This window comes from Cedecea sp. VD22, from assembly GCF_037150195.1.
Taxonomy (GTDB): Bacteria; Pseudomonadota; Gammaproteobacteria; order Enterobacterales; family Enterobacteriaceae; genus Cedecea.
The window spans coordinates 1-19,611 of sequence record NZ_JBBCPX010000017.1 but is presented as its reverse complement, the minus strand read 5'-3'; the positions used below and the strand labels follow the sequence as shown (position 1 = coordinate 19,611).

Annotated in this window: 20 protein-coding genes and 7 pseudogenes; 21 read left to right on the top strand and 6 right to left on the bottom strand. The window is 52.2% G+C overall.

The features are described 5' to 3' along the window. Positions 1 to 14 precede the first annotated feature (14 nt). From WFK85_RS20685 to WFK85_RS20665, 5 genes and pseudogenes are all read left to right on the top strand, one after another. On the top strand, positions 15 to 797 hold the full coding sequence (locus tag WFK85_RS20685; RefSeq protein WP_336709141.1) for a hypothetical protein: 783 nt from the start codon (positions 15 to 17) through the stop codon (positions 795 to 797). A gap of 404 nt (positions 798 to 1,201) precedes the next feature. Beyond that, positions 1,202 to 1,708, top strand: a complete 507-nt coding sequence (locus tag WFK85_RS20680; RefSeq protein WP_336709142.1) for an antirestriction protein ArdA — start codon at positions 1,202 to 1,204, stop codon at positions 1,706 to 1,708. 42 nt (positions 1,709 to 1,750) lie between these two features. Continuing rightward, positions 1,751 to 1,942 (top strand): hypothetical protein, encoded by a 192-nt coding sequence (locus WFK85_RS20675; protein WP_336709144.1) that lies wholly within the window; start codon positions 1,751 to 1,753, stop codon positions 1,940 to 1,942. Between the two features lie 192 nt (positions 1,943 to 2,134). Beyond that, the gene (locus WFK85_RS20670) at positions 2,135 to 2,389 is read left to right on the top strand and encodes a DNA polymerase III subunit theta (RefSeq protein WP_336709146.1); all 255 of its coding nucleotides are present in this window, start codon (positions 2,135 to 2,137) and stop codon (positions 2,387 to 2,389) included. Between the two features lie 34 nt (positions 2,390 to 2,423). After that, positions 2,424 to 2,742 (top strand): annotated as a pseudogene (locus WFK85_RS20665) (hypothetical protein). Between the two features lie 152 nt (positions 2,743 to 2,894). On the opposite strand, the pseudogene WFK85_RS20660 reads toward WFK85_RS20665, so the two are convergent. Beyond that, positions 2,895 to 3,117, bottom strand: a pseudogene (locus WFK85_RS20660) (hypothetical protein); the annotation flags it as partial. Positions 3,118 to 3,400: 283 nt separating this feature from the next. Between WFK85_RS20660 and WFK85_RS20655 the strand changes: the two are divergent. The 6 genes and pseudogenes from WFK85_RS20655 (at position 3,401) to WFK85_RS20630 (ending at position 7,662) form a co-directional block, all read left to right on the top strand. Further along, positions 3,401 to 3,631, top strand: coding sequence for a DUF905 domain-containing protein (locus WFK85_RS20655; RefSeq protein ID WP_336709148.1), 231 nt, complete (start codon positions 3,401 to 3,403; stop codon positions 3,629 to 3,631). A 67-nt stretch (positions 3,632 to 3,698) separates the two neighbouring features. Continuing rightward, the gene (locus WFK85_RS20650; RefSeq protein ID WP_336709149.1) at positions 3,699 to 5,708 is read left to right on the top strand and encodes a ParB/RepB/Spo0J family partition protein; all 2,010 of its coding nucleotides are present in this window, start codon (positions 3,699 to 3,701) and stop codon (positions 5,706 to 5,708) included. 42 nt (positions 5,709 to 5,750) lie between these two features. Further along, positions 5,751 to 6,182 (top strand): conjugation system SOS inhibitor PsiB, encoded by a 432-nt coding sequence (gene psiB / locus WFK85_RS20645; RefSeq protein ID WP_336709150.1) that lies wholly within the window; start codon positions 5,751 to 5,753, stop codon positions 6,180 to 6,182. Further along, positions 6,179 to 6,907 (top strand): plasmid SOS inhibition protein A, encoded by a 729-nt coding sequence (locus WFK85_RS20640; protein WP_336709151.1) that lies wholly within the window; start codon positions 6,179 to 6,181, stop codon positions 6,905 to 6,907. Before psiB ends, WFK85_RS20640 begins: the two co-directional genes overlap by 4 nt. Further along, positions 6,904 to 7,227, top strand: a complete 324-nt coding sequence (locus tag WFK85_RS20635; RefSeq protein WP_336709152.1) for a theronine dehydrogenase — start codon at positions 6,904 to 6,906, stop codon at positions 7,225 to 7,227. The genes WFK85_RS20640 and WFK85_RS20635 overlap by 4 nt, the downstream gene beginning before the upstream one ends. A 61-nt stretch (positions 7,228 to 7,288) precedes the next feature. Continuing rightward, a pseudogene (locus WFK85_RS20630) lies at positions 7,289 to 7,662 on the top strand (hypothetical protein). Between the two features lie 84 nt (positions 7,663 to 7,746). Here WFK85_RS20630 and WFK85_RS20625 read toward each other — a convergent pair. Beyond that, positions 7,747 to 8,442: pseudogene (locus WFK85_RS20625) on the bottom strand (IS1 family transposase). 104 nt (positions 8,443 to 8,546) lie between these two features. Between WFK85_RS20625 and WFK85_RS23670 the strand changes: the two are divergent. Together WFK85_RS23670 and WFK85_RS20620 are read left to right on the top strand one after the other, a co-directional pair. Then, positions 8,547 to 9,776 (top strand): annotated as a pseudogene (locus WFK85_RS23670) (autotransporter-associated beta strand repeat-containing protein); the annotation flags it as partial. Between the two features lie 222 nt (positions 9,777 to 9,998). Beyond that, positions 9,999 to 11,648 carry an autotransporter outer membrane beta-barrel domain-containing protein gene (locus tag WFK85_RS20620; protein WP_336709153.1) on the top strand — a complete coding sequence of 550 codons (1,650 nt, stop codon included), beginning with the start codon at positions 9,999 to 10,001 and terminating at the stop codon, positions 11,646 to 11,648. A 130-nt stretch (positions 11,649 to 11,778) separates the two neighbouring features. On the opposite strand, the pseudogene WFK85_RS20615 reads toward WFK85_RS20620, so the two are convergent. From WFK85_RS20615 to WFK85_RS20605, 3 genes and pseudogenes are all read right to left on the bottom strand, one after another. Further along, a pseudogene (locus WFK85_RS20615) lies at positions 11,779 to 11,919 on the bottom strand (IS1 family transposase); the annotation flags it as partial. 15 nt (positions 11,920 to 11,934) lie between these two features. Next, positions 11,935 to 12,629 (bottom strand): IS1 family transposase gene (locus WFK85_RS20610; RefSeq protein WP_336709154.1). Its coding sequence is split into 2 segments (ribosomal slippage): positions 11,935 to 12,386 and positions 12,386 to 12,629, totalling 696 coding nucleotides; the frame shifts between segments, so codons are not numbered across the junction. Between the two features lie 217 nt (positions 12,630 to 12,846). After that, a protein-coding gene (locus tag WFK85_RS20605) for an IS3 family transposase (RefSeq protein ID WP_336709156.1) occupies positions 12,847 to 13,946 on the bottom strand; the annotation gives its coding sequence in 2 pieces (ribosomal slippage) (positions 12,847 to 13,685 and positions 13,685 to 13,946; 1,101 coding nt in all). Positions 13,947 to 14,030: 84 nt separating this feature from the next. On the opposite strand from WFK85_RS20605, the pseudogene WFK85_RS20600 reads away from it, so the two are divergent. Beyond that, positions 14,031 to 14,423: pseudogene (locus tag WFK85_RS20600) on the top strand (N-6 DNA methylase); the annotation flags it as partial. 626 nt (positions 14,424 to 15,049) lie between these two features. Further along, positions 15,050 to 15,580: an antirestriction protein gene (locus WFK85_RS20595; protein ID WP_336709157.1), complete on the top strand. Its 531-nt coding sequence runs from the start codon at positions 15,050 to 15,052 to the stop codon at positions 15,578 to 15,580. A 46-nt stretch (positions 15,581 to 15,626) separates the two neighbouring features. On the opposite strand, the gene WFK85_RS20590 is transcribed toward WFK85_RS20595, so the two are convergent. Next, on the bottom strand, positions 15,627 to 16,103 hold the full coding sequence (locus WFK85_RS20590) for a transglycosylase SLT domain-containing protein (protein ID WP_336709159.1): 477 nt from the start codon (positions 16,101 to 16,103) through the stop codon (positions 15,627 to 15,629). A 431-nt stretch (positions 16,104 to 16,534) separates the two neighbouring features. Here WFK85_RS20590 and traM point away from each other — a divergent pair, with 431 nt between their 5' ends. The 6 genes from traM to traE all read left to right on the top strand — a co-directional run bounded on the left by traM (position 16,535) and on the right by traE (position 19,560). Beyond that, entirely contained in the window at positions 16,535 to 16,927 is a 393-nt protein-coding gene (traM, locus tag WFK85_RS20585) for a conjugal transfer relaxosome DNA-binding protein TraM (RefSeq protein ID WP_336709160.1), read from the top strand. A 188-nt stretch (positions 16,928 to 17,115) separates the two neighbouring features. Further along, positions 17,116 to 17,814, top strand: a complete 699-nt coding sequence (locus WFK85_RS20580) for a PAS fold family protein (protein WP_336709161.1) — start codon at positions 17,116 to 17,118, stop codon at positions 17,812 to 17,814. A 77-nt stretch (positions 17,815 to 17,891) separates the two neighbouring features. Further along, a complete protein-coding gene (locus WFK85_RS20575; RefSeq protein WP_008324165.1) occupies positions 17,892 to 18,116 on the top strand; it encodes a TraY domain-containing protein in 225 nt (74 codons plus the stop codon). A 56-nt stretch (positions 18,117 to 18,172) separates the two neighbouring features. Further along, complete coding sequence (gene traA, locus WFK85_RS20570; RefSeq protein WP_058610053.1) at positions 18,173 to 18,523, top strand: type IV conjugative transfer system pilin TraA; 351 nt, start codon at positions 18,173 to 18,175, stop codon at positions 18,521 to 18,523. A gap of 150 nt (positions 18,524 to 18,673) precedes the next feature. Then, positions 18,674 to 18,979, top strand: a complete 306-nt coding sequence (gene traL, locus WFK85_RS20565; RefSeq protein ID WP_045911931.1) for a type IV conjugative transfer system protein TraL — start codon at positions 18,674 to 18,676, stop codon at positions 18,977 to 18,979. A gap of 14 nt (positions 18,980 to 18,993) precedes the next feature. Further along, positions 18,994 to 19,560, top strand: coding sequence for a type IV conjugative transfer system protein TraE (traE, locus tag WFK85_RS20560; protein WP_011201806.1), 567 nt, complete (start codon positions 18,994 to 18,996; stop codon positions 19,558 to 19,560). Positions 19,561 to 19,611: the final 51 nt, after the last annotated feature.

Genomic DNA, 19,611 nt, shown 5'->3' with positions numbered 1-19,611 from the left:
CAGAGTAACCCATTATGCAGGAAATCACCACGTTAACCGCCCTTATCATGCGCCGTGCGCGCGATTTGATCGCTGATTATGGATGGCCTGACCATACCGATGTTGATCAGCGTGATCCGGTAAATAAACCGGGATGGATAAGCATTTATGTCCGTCTGGATGCGGCAAATATTGTTCATCTGCTGCCTTTGCTTTTTACCGGTGACGTACCCGCAGAGCTGCAAAGTGCCATGACAAAAATAGCCGGGACGCCAGCGCAGATTATTTTATCCGGCAGCCGCTATGCCGACGCGCCGCAGCTTCCGGAGGACGGAACACAGATTGCGTTCCCCTGGGCCGGGGAATGGCTGACGGAGCCGGAGATTCAGGCTGTAACGGATTGCCTGTTCCGCGCCGTGCGGGATATCTCCCGGCAGGTCCGGGAAGATGCGCGCCGGATTCAGGCGGCGCTGACCACGTGCGGGAATACGCTGTTTTACCGTCAGACCCGAAATTTCCGTCTGGTTGTTAAGGAAAACGATATGCCCTGCTGGCTGGACGACGATGATGACAATTTGCCGGTGGTGCTCGATGCCATCCTGAACAAAGGGGCACGCTACAGCAGCGTCGAGTTCTTTGTTATCAGCGACAAAGTGGAACAAATCCTGGCATGTGGCCAGATGTGCGATGTGTTGCGTATTCCGGGCGAGCCTCCGCGCCGGTGGATGGATTTAACCCTGTTACATGAGGTCATGGCAGAAGCGCGTGCAGAAATCAGTCTTGTCCGCAATGCCCTGTCAGCAATACGGCCTGTGTAGCGAACAGCAGGGGGCGGCGGCCCCCTGAATCTGGCACGAAGGATAAGGATGTCGCCGGCTCCGCTTTTACGGCTCTTCCTCCACGTTGTTCCGGCTTCGCGGTGAGTAACTTCCCGTGCGGCCTGCGGCAAACGCCGTGCCTCTACTATAGCCGGGCCGCGGCTGATGCAAGGGAAGCGTAAACGCCGTCACCTTCACCCGGTCGCAGTTTATTTCATACGTTATCCGCCGTCTTCCCGTCGTTTTCCGGCTCAGTTTTCGCCGTCAAACCGTCCAGCCTGCTCCTGCTTTTTTACTGCGCTGCGGCTTCGGTGACGCCCTTGCATCCTCCGCTTTTCGCCCGGCTGTCGTGTCGGCACGGCGTAAGCCGGAACTCAGACGACATCGACTAGGGAGGATTTTTTATGAGCACTACGACCACCACACCCGCTGTTTACGTGGGCACGTATCACAAATACAACTGCGGCAGCATTTTCGGCAAATGGTTTGCTCTGACGGAATTTGACGGCAGGGAGGATTTTTACGAGGCCTGTCAGGCGCTGCATGCCGATGAATGGGATGCCGAGTTTATGTTCCAGGACTGGGAAGGTATCCCGTCGCAGTTCGTCTCTGAATGCTCCATTGACTGGGATTTTATCGCCGCTTACAAACGCGCCGAAGAAGAGGGCAGGGAAGCCGCTTTTATCGCTTGGGCGGAGTATACCGGCGAATGTGACTATGACGCGTTTGATGATGCGTACCGCGGCGAGGCGGAAAGCGAGGAAGACTATGCGCGGGAGATGGTGGAGGACAACGGCCTGTTAAATGAGGTGCCGGAGCCGCTGCGCAGCTATTTCGATTTTGAAGCCTGGGCGCGTGACTTGTTCAGCAGCGGCTATGTGTTCCATGACGGCTATGTCTTCAGCAACTGATTAATGTCCGGCGGGGAAACCCGCCGGTTAAGAATAAAATGTATGAAACTTGCACCGGAAACCCGCGAGATCCTGCGACAGTACAAAGCCCTGATTAATGCCCGCCGCCGTGATGCCGGTCAGCGGGAACTGACCACCGCGCAGTTGATGGATGAAATCTGCGAATACATGACCTGTCAGTGTGCCGTGTACATCGGCGGTCATTTCATCTTACAGGGTGGAAAAGGCCAGTAAGTATGATGGCAGGCGTCCGGGCCGGAGGGCGCCTGTCAGCCCGCGCGAAAACCCGGGCAGGCTGCGCCTGCCGGAGAGAAACTTCGCCGCGCCTTCGGCGCCGCGCTCTCTCCTCTCCATTGTCAGTCGCTGAAGCCCTGGAATGCACGTATTATCAGGGATATCTTCCTGTAAAGCAGAACGGTGATGCATATGTCTAAGTGGAATATCGCCTCTTTCTCAAAAGAAGATCAGGATAAGGTTTCAGTCGATAAAGCCGCCGCTGCCGTTGCCTGGCAGGAAAGGATGAACAGGCCTGTGGTGCCAGAGCTTGTTGAACGGGAACAGCCTGAACATCTTCGCCAGTATTTCCGTGAACTGCTTGAAGTTCATCGGCAGAACAGTCAGCAGCTGCCGCGCGCAAATGCGCCCGAATATAATAAACCCGGAGATGAGCAGCAGAAGTGATTCTTATAGTCAGTGTGTCCAGGGAGGAAGTTCTATGCGTATGTCTCTGATGTTTGCAGCCGTGACTCTTTTAACCGGTATTAACCTGTTGTTTATTCCCTTTCAGCCTGTACCGGCTCTGTGGGGGGGGAATCCTGGCCGTTGCTTTTATCCTGTTTAATGTCGCGGCGGATAAACTGCGTCAATGGAGTGGCGTTGCATGGATTATCGTTGCCGGCATCATCATCACGTTGATGCTGAAGGGGAAGGAGCCGGGGGACGAATTAAGAGTGCTGATCACCGTTTTTGCTTTTCTTGCTTCGGCCTGGTACAGCATTGTGCAGTACAGAAAAGAAAAGCATTTTCGCTCCTGATGTTCCCGGCTGGCATCACGCCGGATAATTGTCAGCCATCTCGTGACTGCTCCCCGCCCTGTTGGCGAGGTTTCCCACTAAGCCGCATGTAATCCATTCTTATCCTCCCGTTCTCTGTTTTCTGCCCGTTCCCGTTTTCACTGCGGGCGTCCGGGCGGGCTGTCGTGAACGGAGCCGGTAAACCGTCTCCGCCCTGCGGGCTTCCATCCCATGACGCAACACCAGGGCTTGCAGCCTCCGTTCCGGAGGCGCCGCCTCTGTCGCGCCGTCACCTGCGCTCCCTGCACCCCGGCGAAAATCAACGGCCGCCGGGCTGTAAGGGGCAACGCCGTTTCGCTCCCGCGCGTTCCGTCGTTGTGGCGGGTTCCTGCTCATTCCTTGCCTGGTTTTTTCCCCCTTTTGAGTCCTTTCGCCGGGGCTGAGACAAGCACAGCCGCTGTCAGCTGTCCAGGGTAAATGGCACGCGGTAAACCGCGCCCCGGACATCCGCCATCGCCCGCGCTGGTTTACGCCCCTGCGGCGAACGGCTCTCAAACGGGTGAAGGTAACAACCAGCGGGGGCGTTCAGCAGGTCCCCGCAAAACGTCAAAACCGCGGCCCCGGCAACTCAACGGGTGAGGGTTTTTAAAAGCAAAACAGGTTCAGAAGGAGGAGCAACATGAGCGAGGCGCTGGCGGTTTTACCCGACGACACCTTTACCCGCGAACAGGCTGAGGTCGTTGCGGCGCAGTACATCAACGTGGCAATTGAGGACGATCAGGGTACACATTTTCGCCTGGTTGTCCGTCAGAACGGTGAAATGGTCTGGCGCACGTGGAACTTTGAGCCGGGCGGCACGTACTGGCTCAACCGTTATATCGCGGACTACGGTATCCGCAAGCCGCAGTAAGAAGGTGCCCTGCCGGAGTGGGCAACTCCGCAGGGCCGGACAATCATCAATCAGTGAGGTATTAACTATGTCAGTAACCGATGTTAAAGCAAAAGCACCCAAAAAAGCGAGCAGCAAAAAAATCACGAAGGCGCAGGAAGAAGCCCTGAAAGCCGCCCTTGAGGCCGCTGTCATCGAGTATGTTCCGCTGTCCAGTCTCGCTAAATCCCCGCTGAACGTGCGCACTATCCCGTATTCCGTGGACAGCGTTCGCGGTCTGGCTGACTCCATCGAGGCGCTCGGACTGCTGCAGAACCTGATTGTTCACACCCTCGCGGACGGACAATCCGGCGTGGCCGCAGGTGGCCGCCGACTGACTGCCCTGAATCTGCTGGCGCAGGAAGACCGTCTTGCGGCCGATCATACCGTCATGGTGAAACGCGTCTCAGACGACATTGCTGCCCTTGCCTCCATTGCTGAGAACGAGCAGCGTGCTGCCATGCATCCGGCAGAGCAGATCGCGGGTTTCCGCACCTTAGCAGAGCAGGGTAAAAGCCCCGCACAGATTGGCGATGCGCTCGGCTTCGGCTCCCGCCACGTGCAGCGCATGCTGAAGCTGGCAAACCTTGCCCCGACCCTGATGGACTGGCTAGCGCAGGATGAACTGACCGTTGAGCAGTGTCAGGCGCTGTGCCTCGAGGGCGATCAAACCCGTCAGGTCGACGTGTACGAGAGCGTAAAGGCCAGCTGGCCAAACGCCCCAGCGCACCTCATTAAGCGCGCCATTACCGATACTGAGATGCGCACCGACAACGCTAAATTCCGGTTTATCGGGCGCGAAACTTACGAGGCAGCAGGGGGATATCTGCGTGAAGACCTGTTTAGCCAGGACGAGGGCGACGGTACGGCTGACAGCGTGCTGGTCGAGCGTCTGGTGCAGGAGAAGCTGGCACGTATCGCGCAGGACATTCAGCAGCGAGAGGGCTGGGCATGGAGTCGCGGACGCGCAGCCCGCATCTGGTATCACGGCGATGACGGAAAAGAGTTCGTCCAGCCCGACGAACCCGAACCGGTGTACACCCCCGAACAGCAGCAGCGCCTTGACGAACTGCATGAGAAGTGGAACAGCTACGATTCCCGCTGCGACGAAACGGACGCGCTGGAAGCCGAAATTGATGCAATTAAACAGACCGCAGAAGCCAGCGCGTGGACTGACGACATGAAGTCAGGCGCGGGGGTGATGGTCAGCCTGTACGAAGGGCAGGTGTGCGTGCAGCGCGGTGTGCGCCTGAAAGCGGATATGCCGGAAGAAACCGAAACCAGCAGCGTTACGGTGCCGTTCACCTCGCGCCAGCCTGACGCCGCAGAGGGGATCAGCGTTCCGCTGCTCACGAAAATGACCTCCGAGCGTACGCTGGCAGTCCAGGCGGCGCTGATGCAGCAGCCCGAAAAGGCGGTGGCGATGATGGTCTGGCGCATGTGTACCTGCGTCTTCTCGGGCTGTCTGACCACGGCGCACCCGTTCCGTATCAGCCTCACCGTGTCTCACGGCAGCCTGACGGAGAACGCCCCGTCCGGTAAGGATGGCGCAGCGTTTAACATCCTGATGACCGAACAGGCAAGGCTGAAAGCCCTGCTGCCGGAAGGGTGGGAGAAGGACTTCACCACCTTCTTTGCCCTTGACGGCGGGGTTTTGATGTCGCTGATGGTATTCTGCACGGCCTGTTCCGTTGACGGGGTACAGACCCGCGATATGGGGCACACCTCGCGCAGTACCCTCGATACGGTCGAGGCGGCAATCGACTTCCACCTGCGCGACTGGTGGCAGCCGACGAAGGACAACTACTTCGGCAGCCTGAAACATCCTCAGATTGTCGCCTCCCTGAAAGAAGCGGGGCTGACGGGCGCGGCGGGTGACGCGGAGAAGATGAAGAAGGGCGATGCAGCAGCGCATGCGGAGCACTTTATGCAGCACACCTGCTGGGTTCCGGCATGGCTGAAAGGACCGGAGCCAGCGGCTGAATCCGGTGCTGACGACGCGGCTTCAGATACCGACAGCACTGGCAACGATACCACCAACACGGCACACGCCGCCTGATAACGGAGAGCCGCCCTGCGGGGCGGCAATAAGGAGATACCCATGCGCACTATTCTGACCCCCGATGTACTGAAAACGATGTCCTGTGATGAGTTTGAGGACTGGCGGGACAGCGGCGAAGACTTCCGCCGCGAACTGACCCACGCCGTCATGCGTGACCTGTCCTGCCCTGAAAACTGGGACATAAACGGCGAGTACCGCAGCGAGTTCGGCGGCTTCTTCCCCGTGCAGGTGCGCTTTCCCCCCTCGCACGGCAACTACCATATTGCCGTGTGCAGTCCAGGTGCCATCAGTCCGGCGTGGATGGTGGTGTTCGTGCCCGCCAGCGGTCGCCCGTTCTCCGTCATTCGTACCCTGAGCGGCTACCAGCCGGAGCTTGTCAGCCACACCGTCAGCCTGACGGCGCGTCTCGATGCGGACGGATACAGTCAGGCCAGCATCATCAGCATTCTGGCAGCGGAGGGCGCGGCATGATCCCCTCATATCTCTCTCTGGTCCCCTTCAGCCCTGAGCGACGCGCCGCGATGGAGGCCATCGCTGAGGTTGAACGCCGGCGGTCGCGCGGCGCGGTTTCCACGATGTACCCGTATGCCAGCGCCTTTTTCCGGCGGCTCACGGGCAGCACGCGCATCTCACTCAGGGAAATCCATCATTTTGCGCCGGTGCTGACGGCGCGGGAGCTGCGGAGCAGCAGGGACAGCTGGCTCAGTGCCATCGATGCGCTGATTGAAAGTCGCGGGACGCGTTGCTGGCTGCCGCTTCCTGTCGGTGCGGGTCAGCGCCTCTTTCCGGAGGTGGCCTTTCAGCAGACCGAGCGGGTTCGCTGTCAGGACGCCCTGCGGGATGAAAAATACACCCGCCAGCGTCGCAAAGAACGGTGTCAGCGTGAGCGGGCGTACCAGGCGCTGGCGGGGCAGGCGGAGATTGAGCTGGCATTCCATACGCCGGAAACGGTCAGCAGCTGGAGCGCGCGCTGGTCGGGGACTGAACTGCGCCAGTACGACCTGGAGGAAATGTTCTGGCGCTGGAGCGAGCGTTTCCCGTCACTGGCGCCAATGGAGCGCTGGCTGATGGAGAGCCAGCCTTTCTGGACGGTGATGGCTGAAACGGGTGCGCTGGCACAGGAAAGCCCGGAACCGGTCAGGGAACTGGAGCGCTGGATGGTACCTAACAAGCTGACAGCACGGAGCCGGGTATGAAGTGGCGTTACTCACTGCGCTGGAAGCGTCCCGGTCCCTGTCCCGGTGAGCCTGAGCTGGCGTCAGAAGTGGTGGAGGCAGGGAAGCCAGCCCCTGAGTCCGTGATGTCACTGTGGGTGGCAGGAGCCGGATATGCTGTCTGCGTTGATTTTCTGTATGAACGGCCGAGCAGGCGCTGGAGCGATGAGCGAAAGGCGGCAACCCGTCGACGGAATCTGGCGCGTCGTGTTAACAGGATCGCGCCCCTGTTTGCTGATGAACTCATCGGGCGGGAACTGACGGCGCGACCGGATTATTTTCGGGGAAAGTCGCCTCACTGAGGCTGATATCATATCCTGCCAGAATACGGTCGGCAGGGTGCTTAAAAGGGATAATTTAGAGATGAGATACTGGATACTGGTCGCGCTGTTAAATGGCCTGTTTACGCTGGTCATACATTACGCGGCGCCGGAGATGTTCGGAAGCACGGCGTATTATGCCGGGTGGCAATCTGTGCCCTGATTGCGCTGGTTATCACCTGGCGCGATCCGCCTGGTATGCTGGACAACGTGCTCTTGTTTCTCTTTAAGTGGGGAATTGTGGCTTCAGGTCTGGCGTTTTTTATCTGGGGTATCGGATACAAGCTGGAATTCTGGGGAGATCATAACCCCGATGAAATTTTCAGCAGTGCATTCGACACCATTTTGCCGAATCTGGCGGTGCTGAGCGGTGTTCTGATTCTGGTCAGTGGCTGGGAGTTCTGGAGGCGAAGGTAACAAATAATACTCCAGCGTGAGGGCAGGAGAGTAAAAAGAGCGGTGCCATCTGCGTTCTTGATAATAATTGGGTAGTGCTTCCAATCAGTAGAACATGTACTTTTCAATGAAGGAGCCGATGACTTTTTCGTGGATTTCCACGGAACGCGAGAAGCAGATTGTTTTACGTGCCAGCCTCTTAATGCGGGTGCGGAGGGTCAGGTTGTTACGTTCTATACGTTGCGTGAAGATTTTGCCGGTCAGGTGTTTCTCCTTCGGCACTTCTCTGGCGCAGCTGCCCCAGTCATCGCTGGTCACCATGCCGATACTGAACGGAGTCAACAGGGCTAACAGTTCCCGACAGGTCTCATCATTCCGTGGTCCGAACGTGTAAGCCAATACACCGCCAGTTTTAGTATTGTAAGCGTACCAGAGCCAGTGTTGTTGTGCTTTGCTTCCAACGAAGCTCCACTGCTCATCCAGCTCACAGATAAGGGCAACATCGGCGTGGGCGACAGGCGCAGATGTTATTCGCTGGGGCGAGAGCTTTTTAATGCCCTTATGACGGTATTGATACCGATCTTCAGTGTTCTGGCAGTATCGCGGATACCTGCGCCGTTATGTGCCATTTCAACTATCTGCGTCTTAACGCCGGGTTTTCTTGCTTCATAGGAGTAAGTGAGCTGGAAAAACGCGCTTACATGAGCGACAACGGAAGCGCTCATGCTGGGAACAACTACGACCATGTCGATAAACTTCATCGGAATGACAGCGCGGACAATGAACAGTAATGGTAGCCACGGAAACCTCAAATACCCGTAGATTACCAGAAAATTCTATCGATTGAAGTCATTACCTAAGATGGGTTAGAATTATTTAGATTGATTTAATGGATTAACTTGAGTATGAGTATGACAAAATTTAATATTTCAATTTCTTTAATAGTATATGGTACTAGTTTATCCGTTTTTGCTGGAGCGCCAACGATATATGACTCTGGATCAAGATCGTATGCCAGTTATCTCACTTATAGTGAAAAATATGGAACCTCATCAAGTTTTGTTGTGTCCAATCCTGGGACAACCGTTTCTGCTGTATACAGCCCTGAATCACCTACTAGCGGCTCAATAAGTATCGGGAACGGTGCAGCAACCGGCGATACTGAGGCCTATATGCTTATCCAAAATGGGGCGAATGTATCAGCTGAACAGAATATATTTATCGGTAGCAGTAACGTATTAAATTCCTATATCACCGTAACCGGTTCGGGTTCATCCTTATCAGCACCCCAAATACGCGTTGGTAATGCTGATGGAGGAAAGGAAAATACCTTAAATATTACTGATGGTGGTTCGGTAACAGGGTTTGATGTTTATGCTTCATATCGCGCAGATGGAACAATTAATGTCCAAGGTGAGGGATCCACATTAACCGTCAAGCCAGGAAAAGATGCTACGAATACTCCTTTTGGATTGTTAACAGTTGGCACTAATGGGTATACGGGAACACTTAATGTTTCAGATAACGCGACAGTTAACGTTGTCGATGGGGCGATGTTGAGTCTAGGAGGGACGGGGCTAAGCAGTGGTGGAACTGGCACTTTAAACATTACTAATGGTGGTGTTGTCAATGCAGGACTTGTTGCCGCAGGTAATAGTATTGATAGCTCGGATACTTCGATAATAGTTATAGGAAATGGTTCCCAATTAAATGCCACCACTCTTTATCTTGGTGCTGATGATGGTTCATCTAAAGTTACTGTTGGAGATGGTGGTAAAATTTCCTTATCGGAAAAGCTAGTTCTTGGGATGAGTTCATCGGGACGTTCAGACATTACTTTAAATAAAGGTGGTACACTTTCTGTCGGTGGAACTAACGGAATCTCATATGGTAGTAGTAACAACCCAGCTCGATTTACTATGAATGGAGGGACGTTACAAGCTAACGAATCTAGCTTAACGAGTAACGTTGATATGATCCTTGGTGAAGAGAGTACTTCTTATTTTGATACTAATAGTCTGGGAATCTCACTCTCAGGTGGATTGAGTGGTTCAGGCTCGTTGGTCAAGACCGGTTTAGGAATACTCTACTTATCAGGGAGTAATACCTATAGTGGTGACACTCGAGTTGCAGAGGGGAGTTTGTACGGTGGCGTAGAGAATGCTATATCTTCCAGCAGTAGTCTATACCTGGCTGCCAATGCTATTTTTGATCTAGGTGGATATGATCAGAAAGTAAACTCTCTTTCTGGTGAGGGTAGTGTCATTTTAGGTGATAAGCAACTTACCGAAGATAATAAAATAAATTCATCCTCGAACTTTTCTGGCTCTATTTCTGGATCGGGCAACTTAGTAAAAATGGGTGAAGGTAAACTTACTTTAGCTGGTCTGAATACTTACACCGGAGCCACTACGGTCTCAGCAGGCACCCTTAAAACTGGCGTGGAAGACGCGTTTGCTAATACCTCCGGCGTGACCGTCTCTGACGGCGCAACGCTTAACCTCGGCGGCAACAGCCAGCATATCAATGCAGGTATGGGCACCCTGACCAACAACGGCACCGTACTGATTAATGACGCCGGCGCTGACGTACTGGCAAAAGTAGTGACCCTGTACGGCGACATGATAAACAGCGGTCTGGTGGTGATTAATAATGGCCCGACTAACGCCGGCCAGACGCTGGCGGTAAACGGTGATTGGACCGGCAACGGCGGCACGGTCTCTCTCGGCACTGTACTGGACGGCGACGACAGCCTGACCGATAAGCTGGCCATCAGCGGGAACGCTTCCGGTACCACTTATGTCAGTGTTGCCAGGGAAGGCGGGACCGGCGCACAGACCCTGGAAGGTATCGAACTCATTACCACCGGCAGTTCCACGGCGGATGCCTTTGTGCAGCGCGGGCGTGTCGTCGCCGGCAGCTATGAGTATCACCTGCAGCAGGGCAGCGCCTCCGGCGCGAATATGAATAACTGGTACCTGACCAGTCAGAGTGACAACGGTGGTAACGGTGGTAACGGGCACACCTATCGCCCTGAACGCGGGAGCTACGCCTCCAACCTGCAGGCCGCGGCCACGATGTTCAGCATGCGCCTGAAGGACCGTCAGGGCGGCAGCGTCTACACGGACCCGGTTACCGGCGAGCGCCATGAGAGCAGCCTGTGGGTACGTTCGGTAGGCGGTCATACGGAAGGTCGTATGTCAGACGGGCAGTCAAAGTACTCGGCTAACCGTATGGTGTTCCAGCTGGGCGGGGATGTCCTCAACGGCAGTCTGGGTGCCGATGATGCCTGGCACCTGGGCCTGATGGGGGGCTACGGAAAACAGTACAGCAACACGCACAACAACCTGTCCGGCTATAACTCAAAAGGCTCTGTATGGGGTTACAGCACCGGCCTCTATGGTACCTGGTATCAGAATGCGAAGGACAAAACCGGCCTGTATGCCGACAGCTGGCTGGCCTGGAACTGGTTCGATAACTCGGTTAAGGGCGACGAGCTGTCTTATGAGAAGTACAAATCAAAAGGCCTGACGGCCTCTCTGGAAACAGGTTATGTCTTCCATACCGGTTCGTATGTAACGTCAGGCGGGATGGAAAACAACGTCTATGTGACGCCACAGGCACAGGTACTGTGGTCCGGCGTGAAGGCTGATAACCACACGGAAGCGAACGGCACGACGGTGGAAGGTCGCGGCAGTGATAACGTCCAGACCCGACTGGGTGTGCGCCTGTCCATGACCGGACAAAGCCGCCAGGACAAAGGCTCTGTCCGTCAGTTCGAACCGTTCGTGGAAGCGAACTGGGTGTACACGGAAAAAGACTATGGCGTCAAGATGGGCGACAGCAGCGCATACCTGCAGGGAAGCCGGAATGTGGCGGAACTGAAAACTGGCGTAGAGGGCCGCGTGAGTGAAAATCTGAGCGTCTGGGGCAGCGTGGCGCAACAGCTGGGAGGGAACAGCTATCAGGATACACAGGGTATGCTGGGCGTAAAATACGCCTTCTGATAATAAGAAAAGCAGTGGAATACAAAGCGCCTCTCTCGGGGCGCTGACTGAATTATTCATACTATAATCCACGGCATTTATAGAGTAGCTAAATCTGCTCAGGATTAGCTTGAGACGGTAGTGCTTCCAATCAGTAGAACATGTACTTTTCAATGAAGGAGCCGATGACTTTTTCGTGGATTTCCACGGAACGCGAGAAGCAGATTGTTTTACGTGCCAGCCTCTTAACGCGGGTGCGGAGGGTCAGGTTGTTACGTTCTATACGTTGCGTGGGTAGTGCTTCCAATTAGTAGAACATGTACCTTTCGATGAATGAGCCGATAACTTTTTCGTGGACTTCGATGGAGCGTGAGAAGCAAATCGTTTTGCGAGCCAGACGCTTGATGCGTGTACGCAGAGTCAGATTGTTACGCTCAATACGTTGCGTAACAATTTTGCCGGTAAGATGCCTCTCTTTCGGAACTTCTCTGGCATAACTGCCCCAGTCGTCGCTCGTAATCATTCCGATTTTGAAGGGGCTCAATAGCGCCAGTAAATCCCTGCATGTCTCGTCGTTACGGGGGCCAAAGGTATAAGCGAGTACCCCGCCCGTTTTGGTATTGTATGCATACCATAGCCAGTGCTGAAGCGCTTTACTGCCAACAAAACCCCACTGTTCATCGAGTTCGCAGATAAGAGCTACGTCGTCGTGAGCGACTGGCGAAGAGGTTATCCTGCGGGGTGCGAGCTTTTTAAAGCCCGAATGACGGTATTGATGCCGACCTTCAGCGTTCTGGCGGTATCGCGCACACCGGAGCCGTTATGAGCCATATCGACAATCTGCTCTTTGATACCGGGTTTTCGGGCCTCATAGCGATAGGAAAGCTGGAATACACGGCGACAACACTGGCAGCGGAATCGCTCACGCTGAGTGGGGGTGAGTCCATGCCGGTAAACTTCATCGGAATCACAGCGGGGACAATGGACTGTTACGGTAGCCATGAATACGCCTCAAATAACGGAAGGATATAATAAAATCCAACCATTCAGAGGCATTACCCGATATCCAAACTGACCCCTTCATGGAGCTTGAGCTTGGCGACGACCGCAACGGACAGTATTTCACGCCGTATCACTGTAAGCACACCCGTTTTAGTTCCACGCACTTTTTGAGATTTCCGGGTTTTTGACCCCTTCCCAATATCGATGCCAGGTTAAATCAGAGGTCCGGACCTTTTTGCAGACTTCGGATAAATTCCTCCGGTGTCAGGTTGTTTAATGATGAATGAGGTCGTTGCTGGTTATATTCCTGTCGCCAGCACTCGATCTTCTCCTGAGCATCTTCCAGTGACAGGAACCAGTGCACGTTCAGACATTCATCACGCAGGCTACCGTTAAATGACTCAACCAGGGCGTTATCAGTGGGCTTCCCGGGGCGGGAGAAGTCCATCGTTACCCTGTTTTCATATGCCCAGCGATCCAGCGTTTTCGAGATAAATTCGCTGCCGTTGTCCGTCTGTAGCCGCTGTGGTACACGCTGCTGTGTTTGCCTGATCCGTTCCATCACGGCAACCACATCGTCACCGCGAAGTCCCTGGCCTACATCAATCGCCACGCATTCACGACTAAAATTATCGACTACAGTCAGGGCCCGGATCCGGCGTCCGTTGAAGAGATTATCAGCAACGAAATCCATGCTCCAGCACTGATCCACAGCGGTCACGGTCGGGCGAATACGTCTGTGCCTGGCTGTCACGTGCCGCCGCGGGCGTTTTGACCGCAGGTTCAGCCCTTCCAGGCAGTAAATCCGATGGGTTTTCTTATGATTTATTAACCAGCCTTCCCGTCGTAAAAGAATATGAATGCGCTGGCAACCGTAGCGAACTCGTGCTGCTGCAATCTCTATTATCCTCTGAGTCAGGGCCCTGTCATCGCGGCAGCTACGGTAGTTGTACACCGTGCGACTCTGCATCATCAGACGGCAGGCACGGCGCAGACCAATTCGGTAGGCGTCCAGCAGATAAGTCACAGCTTCCCGTTTCTGGACGGGCCTCAGAACTTTTTTCGAATGACATCCTGGAGCATTTCCTTTTCCAGACTGAGGTCTGCCACCAGATGACGGAGCCGCTGATTTTCATTCTCAAGTTGCCGTAGACGGCGCAATTCTGTCACGCCCATCCCGCCAAACTTTTTCTTCCAGTTGTAAAAAGTGGCTTCAAAAATACCCATCTTTCTGCACACTTCCTCCACCCGGGTGCCGGTTTCGGCCTGTTTCAGCGCAAAAGCGATCTGTTCTTCGGTATAGCGGGTCTTTTTCATGACGGAATGGCCTCTTTGTTTGATGAAAGAAAGACCGGATACTTCAGTTTAGACTGGTACTGTTTTCAGGGAAGAGATCATCACGTCCAGTCACTGCTGGCGAGGCTGCTGATGCCGGACGTCGACGAAACGATACGCCGTGAGGGATTCGTGACCGTCAGCGATCCAGCAAGCGGTGCGGCGGGAATGATTGTGGCGTATGCGGAATATCTGCTGGAGGCGGGCTATAGCCCGTCTGAACATATGTTCGGAAGCTGTATCGATATTGATCCTGTTGCGGCCGATATGGCGTTTATTCAGCTTTCCCTGCTTGGTATTCCTGCCGAGGTGGTCACGGGCAATACGCTGACGATGCAGTTAAACAGGGTGCGGTATACGCCTGTGTACTACATCAACAACTTTGGTAAGCGGCTGGACGATCAGCGCCGTATCAGTGCCATGCGCGAATTTTTGCGCTGTATAAATGACGCTGCATAGCTATCCAGAAGGGCAGGGGAGTGTCCTGCCTTTGGTGGCATCAAAGGCCGCGCGCCTGCGGCGCAGAATAAGCTGGCTGCGCTGACGCGCTGCCTGCGTTATTCCGGCGCGAGGTTGTCTGAAGTTCCTGTCTTTTGGTTAGCTGATTACTATTCTTCATTCTCCTGCTGGCGATGGTCTTTATTATTCTGCCGCTGATATGGATATTATCCTTTCTTTTCCGGGCGTCGTCCCTGAAGGGACACGGCTGTCGTGAACGGAGCCGGTAAACCGTCTCCGCCCTTCGGGCGTCCATCCTGACGCAAATTAAAATTCACGCTTGCTGCATCCAGAATGGATGCGCCGCTTTCACCGTGGCGGTAATAAATTACCTCCACTCTGAAGCCCGTAACGGTAATTCGTCTTACGCCGATTTTCCGTTACGGGATGTGTGCATTCTCCTGGTGTGGCTATCGCCCGATTTCATCAGTTCGCGGAGGGCTGCTTTTAGCATCAGCCAGTAAGGAAATAAAGGGGTATATAAACGCTGCGCGCGCCTTTATTTCCTTACTGTCAGCTGCTCATTGCCCTTCGCCGCTCAGTGATGAAGTCGAACGATGTAATAACCCAATGAGGAGAAAACCAGAATGCACACATTAAATGTCAAAACAGCCACTCGTGAATCAGCCGAACAATTTAAAATCGATGAACGCCAGCGCTACTCTGTTACAGATGGTGATGAACGTCTGGATTTTATTCCTGCGCTCTTTTTTACGCCTTCTGCTGATAACATGATTGCCAGCTGGTTACGTCAGCATTCAGATTATGATGGCGGTTTCTGGAATTACTGGATTATTCCGCAGGGCACCGGAGGAAACGTGGCTCCGAACTGTGTCAGATTCACCACGACGCAAACCGGATATATCGCACCGGAAGGTGAACAGCGCTATAACATGGTTATTCCCGGTAATTACTTTGAAGCAGAGGTCAGTGCCGATGCTGCCGGAATTATTGCGACCCTGATGATCATGAACTGGTTGTCCTGGCAGGTTGCAGATATGGGGCCTGAATATTCGAAAGTCTGTAAACACCTCGTCGCTCGTCAGGATGCACTGAAAGACTACATCAGTATCATAAAACACCCTGAAGCAGATTTAATTTATCGGGATATTGATTGACGACATAAATACTTGATGAATAAAAAGACCTCCTGTTGAGGTCTTTTTACTGTTTTGCAAGAGTCTGCGCTGCATTTTTATTATTCTTTATCGCCCTATATGTTGCCTCAATTTTTCTGGCATAGACATATCTTCTCTGCGCCTGTTCTTCTGTTTTCCTGAAACCTGCATTATAAGCGCCCACGGCCTGCCAGCTGACTCCCCACTTTTTGAATGCAATTGCAAGATAGTAAGCCCCGGTGTAGATATTCATACACGGATCGGAAAGAAGGTGCTCCGGTTTTATTCCATAACGAGCCAGTTCGTTAAAGTGCTGGGAGTCCACCTGCATAAGTCCGGAGCCAAAACCCGAAACAGGATTGTAGCCTTTTACGTCTGTGCGGAAGTTCGATTCATTCCAGGAGATTGCCCGAAGCAGATCCGGATCTATATGATAATCCCTTCCTGCAAGATCAAAACAATCAGCAGCGTTCAACATTCCAGAAAAAGCCAACGTTAAAAACGTAAGAGCAATCCGTTTCATTTTTTCCCTCCGGGCACCATGCCGGAAATACGTTAACCCATCCCATGCCCAGACTCAACTAATATGCACTCCTCACCACCAAAAGCACCACACCCCACGCAAAATTAAAATTTTGCTGATTGGCTCTTTAAATCATGCAGTTAGATAAAAAGTAATGTGAAATAATTTATTTTAATGTTTGTAAACGACTCGGTAGTAAGTTCTATTCGAGTTGGTAAAAACTCTAATCAGAGTCATTTGTGACTATTTTTAATAAATCCATTGAGTTATGACTACGGCGAGTCTATATTCGAGTCGTGAATTTTTACAGTGTGTGTCGGCATGCAAGTCGTTTGTTTTCTGGCTGAGAGTCTGTGCCGAGTCGTGCATTTTTAGCTTTTCAAAATATTATGATGCACAGACGTTTTGGGAATATAAATAAGGAGAAAATTATGGCCAGAGTTCAGGTCTATGTAAGCGATGAAGTGTCAGAGAAAATAAGAGTAATCGCTGAAAAACGTCGCGCTGAAGGAGCGAGAGATAAAGATGTAAGTTTTTCGAGCATTGCATCAATGCTGGTCGAACTTGGTCTTCGGGTCTATGAAGCGCAAATGGAAAGAAAAGAGTCTTCCTTTAATCAGGTGCTCTATAATAAAACTATCCTTGAAAATGTAATGAAAACTCAATTTATTGTCAGCAAGCTCCTGGCGATGGAGTCGCTGAGTCCGCATCTCGCAGGAAATGAAAAATTTGATTTCAGGGATATGGTTACGTGTATACGTGAAGATGTGCAACAGATTGTTGAAAAATTCTTCCCACAGGAGGAAGAGTCTCAAGATAATTAGCTGAAAATGTTTGATAAATAGGATTTAGATCTGCTGTTTTTGAGTGACTTTGTCGTCAGTAATTGATATATTTTATGCAGACATAAGTAAAATTTGATGCCCGCCATTCAATTTGGTGGGTCGCCGGTACACCGGGCTACTACCCCGAGTGTACCGACTATACACAGAAACCTTCAGAGGAGGCTTCAATGCACCCGCGCGATCCTAGAGATCTCTCCCAATCAAGTCAATCATTAGATGATGTTCTAAGTCATTTTAATGGCCTTTATAATTCCTCATCACTACCTTTTTGTATTCGCGATCAATCCAGAAAAGTAATTTATAAAAATGATGCTTTTTCCGACCTCTTTCATCCACTTTCGAAATCATTTTCAGGTATAAGCTTCGATTCTGACGAGGTTGAACTCGAACTAACATCTATTGAATTAGAGGCATTTGTTATGGGACCTGAAACAGCACTATGTCGTACCTTTAACTTTAACGGTGAGTTTTATCAATTGAGAGTCGAAATACGTTTAATTGATGGGGATCTTTATGCTATATGGCTTATAAATTATTTTCCAGATTACCAGGCATTATTCAAGGTAAACACTAAGGTACTGAATGACAGCTTTGATGTGGACATTTTTCTTTCTGAAATGACAACGAAAAAAATGATTACTTTATGTTTTTCTGTTCTCGGATTTCAGCTTCATACTATGTCGAGGTGCCTTGGAGTTTCTGAATCTGCGATTACTAATAGGCTTGCTAGTGTTAAAAAAGAAATTAGAAAGCATTTCCCTGATTATGATGACTTCAGATTCTTTTGTCTGAAGAATGGTGTTTATATAAGAATGACGTCAGTAGTACTCAAGGTACTTAATGTTAAATCTTTGTTAATAAAATAGTGTAGAAAACTCGGTATTGAATAAATTGTATTTCACGTGTCACTATCCTGACGCAGGAATATGTTGAGAGGGAAAACATGATTAGACGTCACAGGCTTCGTGGCCCAACGGTAACTATGTCGATCTACCTTGACCCACAAACCGATCTTCTTATTTTGAAGGCGAAGGACAGAAGTGGTCGTTCTAAATCAGCTGAAGCGCTGATTCGGTTACGTGACCACCTGGAAAAATTCCCTGATTTCTATAACTCTGAAATGGCGGAGGTGATCCCAAACAATCTTGAACCCAAGTCACAAAACTAGTTTTTAGGATTTTTATTTCAACAAATCTATCCGGTGTAATTAAAGGATTAATGAATATGACTGATGTGTCTGTTATTAACGCTGTACCCGCTACCCCTGCAAAGAAAAAATTCAGCAAAGTCGCGTTACTCAAAGCGCTGAAGTTTGCCCTGCCTGTCGCAGCCCTTGCTGCGTTTTTCCCTGAAACGGTTCTGGCCTCTACTGCGGGTAAAGATCTGATGTCCAGCGGCGATGCAACCGTTAAAGGTACATTTGGTAAAGATTCCAGCGTGGTTAAGTGGGTTATTCTTGCCGAAGTCCTGGTAGGGGCCGTGATGTATATGACGACCAAGAACCTCAAGTTCCTGGCGGGCTTTGCGATCCTGTCCGTATTCGTCACGGTAGGTATGTCTGTCGCAGGATACTGATATCCAGCGACAGCCGTTCAGAGCCACTTCCGACTATTAAATTCCGGTTTAATTCTGAATGCCCTTCACGAGCATTCACGGGAGGGCTTTGCCTGTAATCCGGCTGGCAGGTATTTCCATACTGCCAGCTGTACCAGAGACGGAACATATATGGCAGATGAATCTCTCAAAAAATATCGCTTTCCCGAAACCCTGACGAATCAGAGCCGCTGGTTTGGCCTTCCTGTGGATGAACTTATTCCGGCCATTATCTGCCTGGGGTGGGGATTCTGGACCCAGCATTATATTCCCGGAATTATCGCTGCCGTACTGGCCTATCTCGGAATTAAAAAGCTCAAGAAAGGGCGGGGCAGTTCATGGCTGCGGGACCTGGTCTACTGGTATATGCCGACCTCACTGCTGAGGGGGATTTTTCATGATGTACCCGACTCATGCTACCGCCAGTGGATTAAATAGACAGGAATAATCAGATGGAACACGGAGCACGATTAAGTACACAGCGGGTTATTGCCATCGGCTTTATTGCCATGGGGGGGGTTATTCTGGGAAGTATCACCACCAATGTTATTCAGGCCGTCAACAACTACCGCCTTCAGAATGAGCAGAAGTCTATCGTCACGCCAATGCTTTTCAACGCGCCGTTTGCCGTGTCGCAGAACCAGGCGGATGCCTCCTACCTGCAGCAGATGGCCCTGTCGCTTATCGCCCTTCGCCTGAATGTTACCCCGGAAACCGTTGATGCCTCTCATGAGCAGCTGCTGGCCTATGTCAAACCCGCGGCGCAGAACGAGCTGAAAATCCGGCTTGCTGAGGATGCGAAGCGCATTAAGGACAACAACGTTAACTCGTCTTTCTATATGACCAGCGTGAAGGTTTATCCGGCAAGCAGCCGCGTGGACGTGCGGGGCCAGCTGAAGACCTGGATAGGCGACTCGAAACCGTATCCCGAGCTGAAACAGTACGTTCTCAAGTTCGAGCGTGAGGACGGCATCAGCTGGCTCAGTCACTTCGGAGAAATCACCGATGAACAAAAATAGTCGCCGTGCGCTGCTGGCGTTGCTGATGCTCGCTTCCGGTCAGACGGTCGC

Bases quoted from the DNA above. Each gene is read 5' to 3' on its own strand.
- WFK85_RS20680 (WP_336709142.1), top strand. From the start codon at position 1,202: ATGAGCACTACGACCACCACACCCGCTGTTTACGTGGGCACGTATCAC.
- WFK85_RS20580 (WP_336709161.1), top strand. From the start codon at position 17,116: ATGCACCCGCGCGATCCTAGAGATCTCTCCCAATCAAGTCAATCATTA.
- WFK85_RS20655 (WP_336709148.1), top strand. From the start codon at position 3,401: ATGAGCGAGGCGCTGGCGGTTTTACCCGACGACACCTTTACCCGCGAA.
- WFK85_RS20675 (WP_336709144.1), top strand. From the start codon at position 1,751: ATGAAACTTGCACCGGAAACCCGCGAGATCCTGCGACAGTACAAAGCC.
- traE (WP_011201806.1), top strand. From the start codon at position 18,994: ATGGAACACGGAGCACGATTAAGTACACAGCGGGTTATTGCCATCGGC.
- WFK85_RS20685 (WP_336709141.1), top strand. From the start codon at position 15: ATGCAGGAAATCACCACGTTAACCGCCCTTATCATGCGCCGTGCGCGC.
- WFK85_RS20575 (WP_008324165.1), top strand. From the start codon at position 17,892: ATGATTAGACGTCACAGGCTTCGTGGCCCAACGGTAACTATGTCGATC.
- traL (WP_045911931.1), top strand. From the start codon at position 18,674: ATGGCAGATGAATCTCTCAAAAAATATCGCTTTCCCGAAACCCTGACG.
- WFK85_RS20670 (WP_336709146.1), top strand. From the start codon at position 2,135: ATGTCTAAGTGGAATATCGCCTCTTTCTCAAAAGAAGATCAGGATAAG.
- WFK85_RS20650 (WP_336709149.1), top strand. From the start codon at position 3,699: ATGTCAGTAACCGATGTTAAAGCAAAAGCACCCAAAAAAGCGAGCAGC.
- WFK85_RS20635 (WP_336709152.1), top strand. From the start codon at position 6,904: ATGAAGTGGCGTTACTCACTGCGCTGGAAGCGTCCCGGTCCCTGTCCC.
- WFK85_RS20590 (WP_336709159.1), bottom strand. From the start codon at position 16,103: ATGAAACGGATTGCTCTTACGTTTTTAACGTTGGCTTTTTCTGGAATG.
- traA (WP_058610053.1), top strand. From the start codon at position 18,173: ATGACTGATGTGTCTGTTATTAACGCTGTACCCGCTACCCCTGCAAAG.
- WFK85_RS20620 (WP_336709153.1), top strand. From the start codon at position 9,999: ATGGGTGAAGGTAAACTTACTTTAGCTGGTCTGAATACTTACACCGGA.
- traM (WP_336709160.1), top strand. From the start codon at position 16,535: ATGGCCAGAGTTCAGGTCTATGTAAGCGATGAAGTGTCAGAGAAAATA.
- WFK85_RS20595 (WP_336709157.1), top strand. From the start codon at position 15,050: ATGCACACATTAAATGTCAAAACAGCCACTCGTGAATCAGCCGAACAA.
- WFK85_RS20640 (WP_336709151.1), top strand. From the start codon at position 6,179: ATGATCCCCTCATATCTCTCTCTGGTCCCCTTCAGCCCTGAGCGACGC.
- psiB (WP_336709150.1), top strand. From the start codon at position 5,751: ATGCGCACTATTCTGACCCCCGATGTACTGAAAACGATGTCCTGTGAT.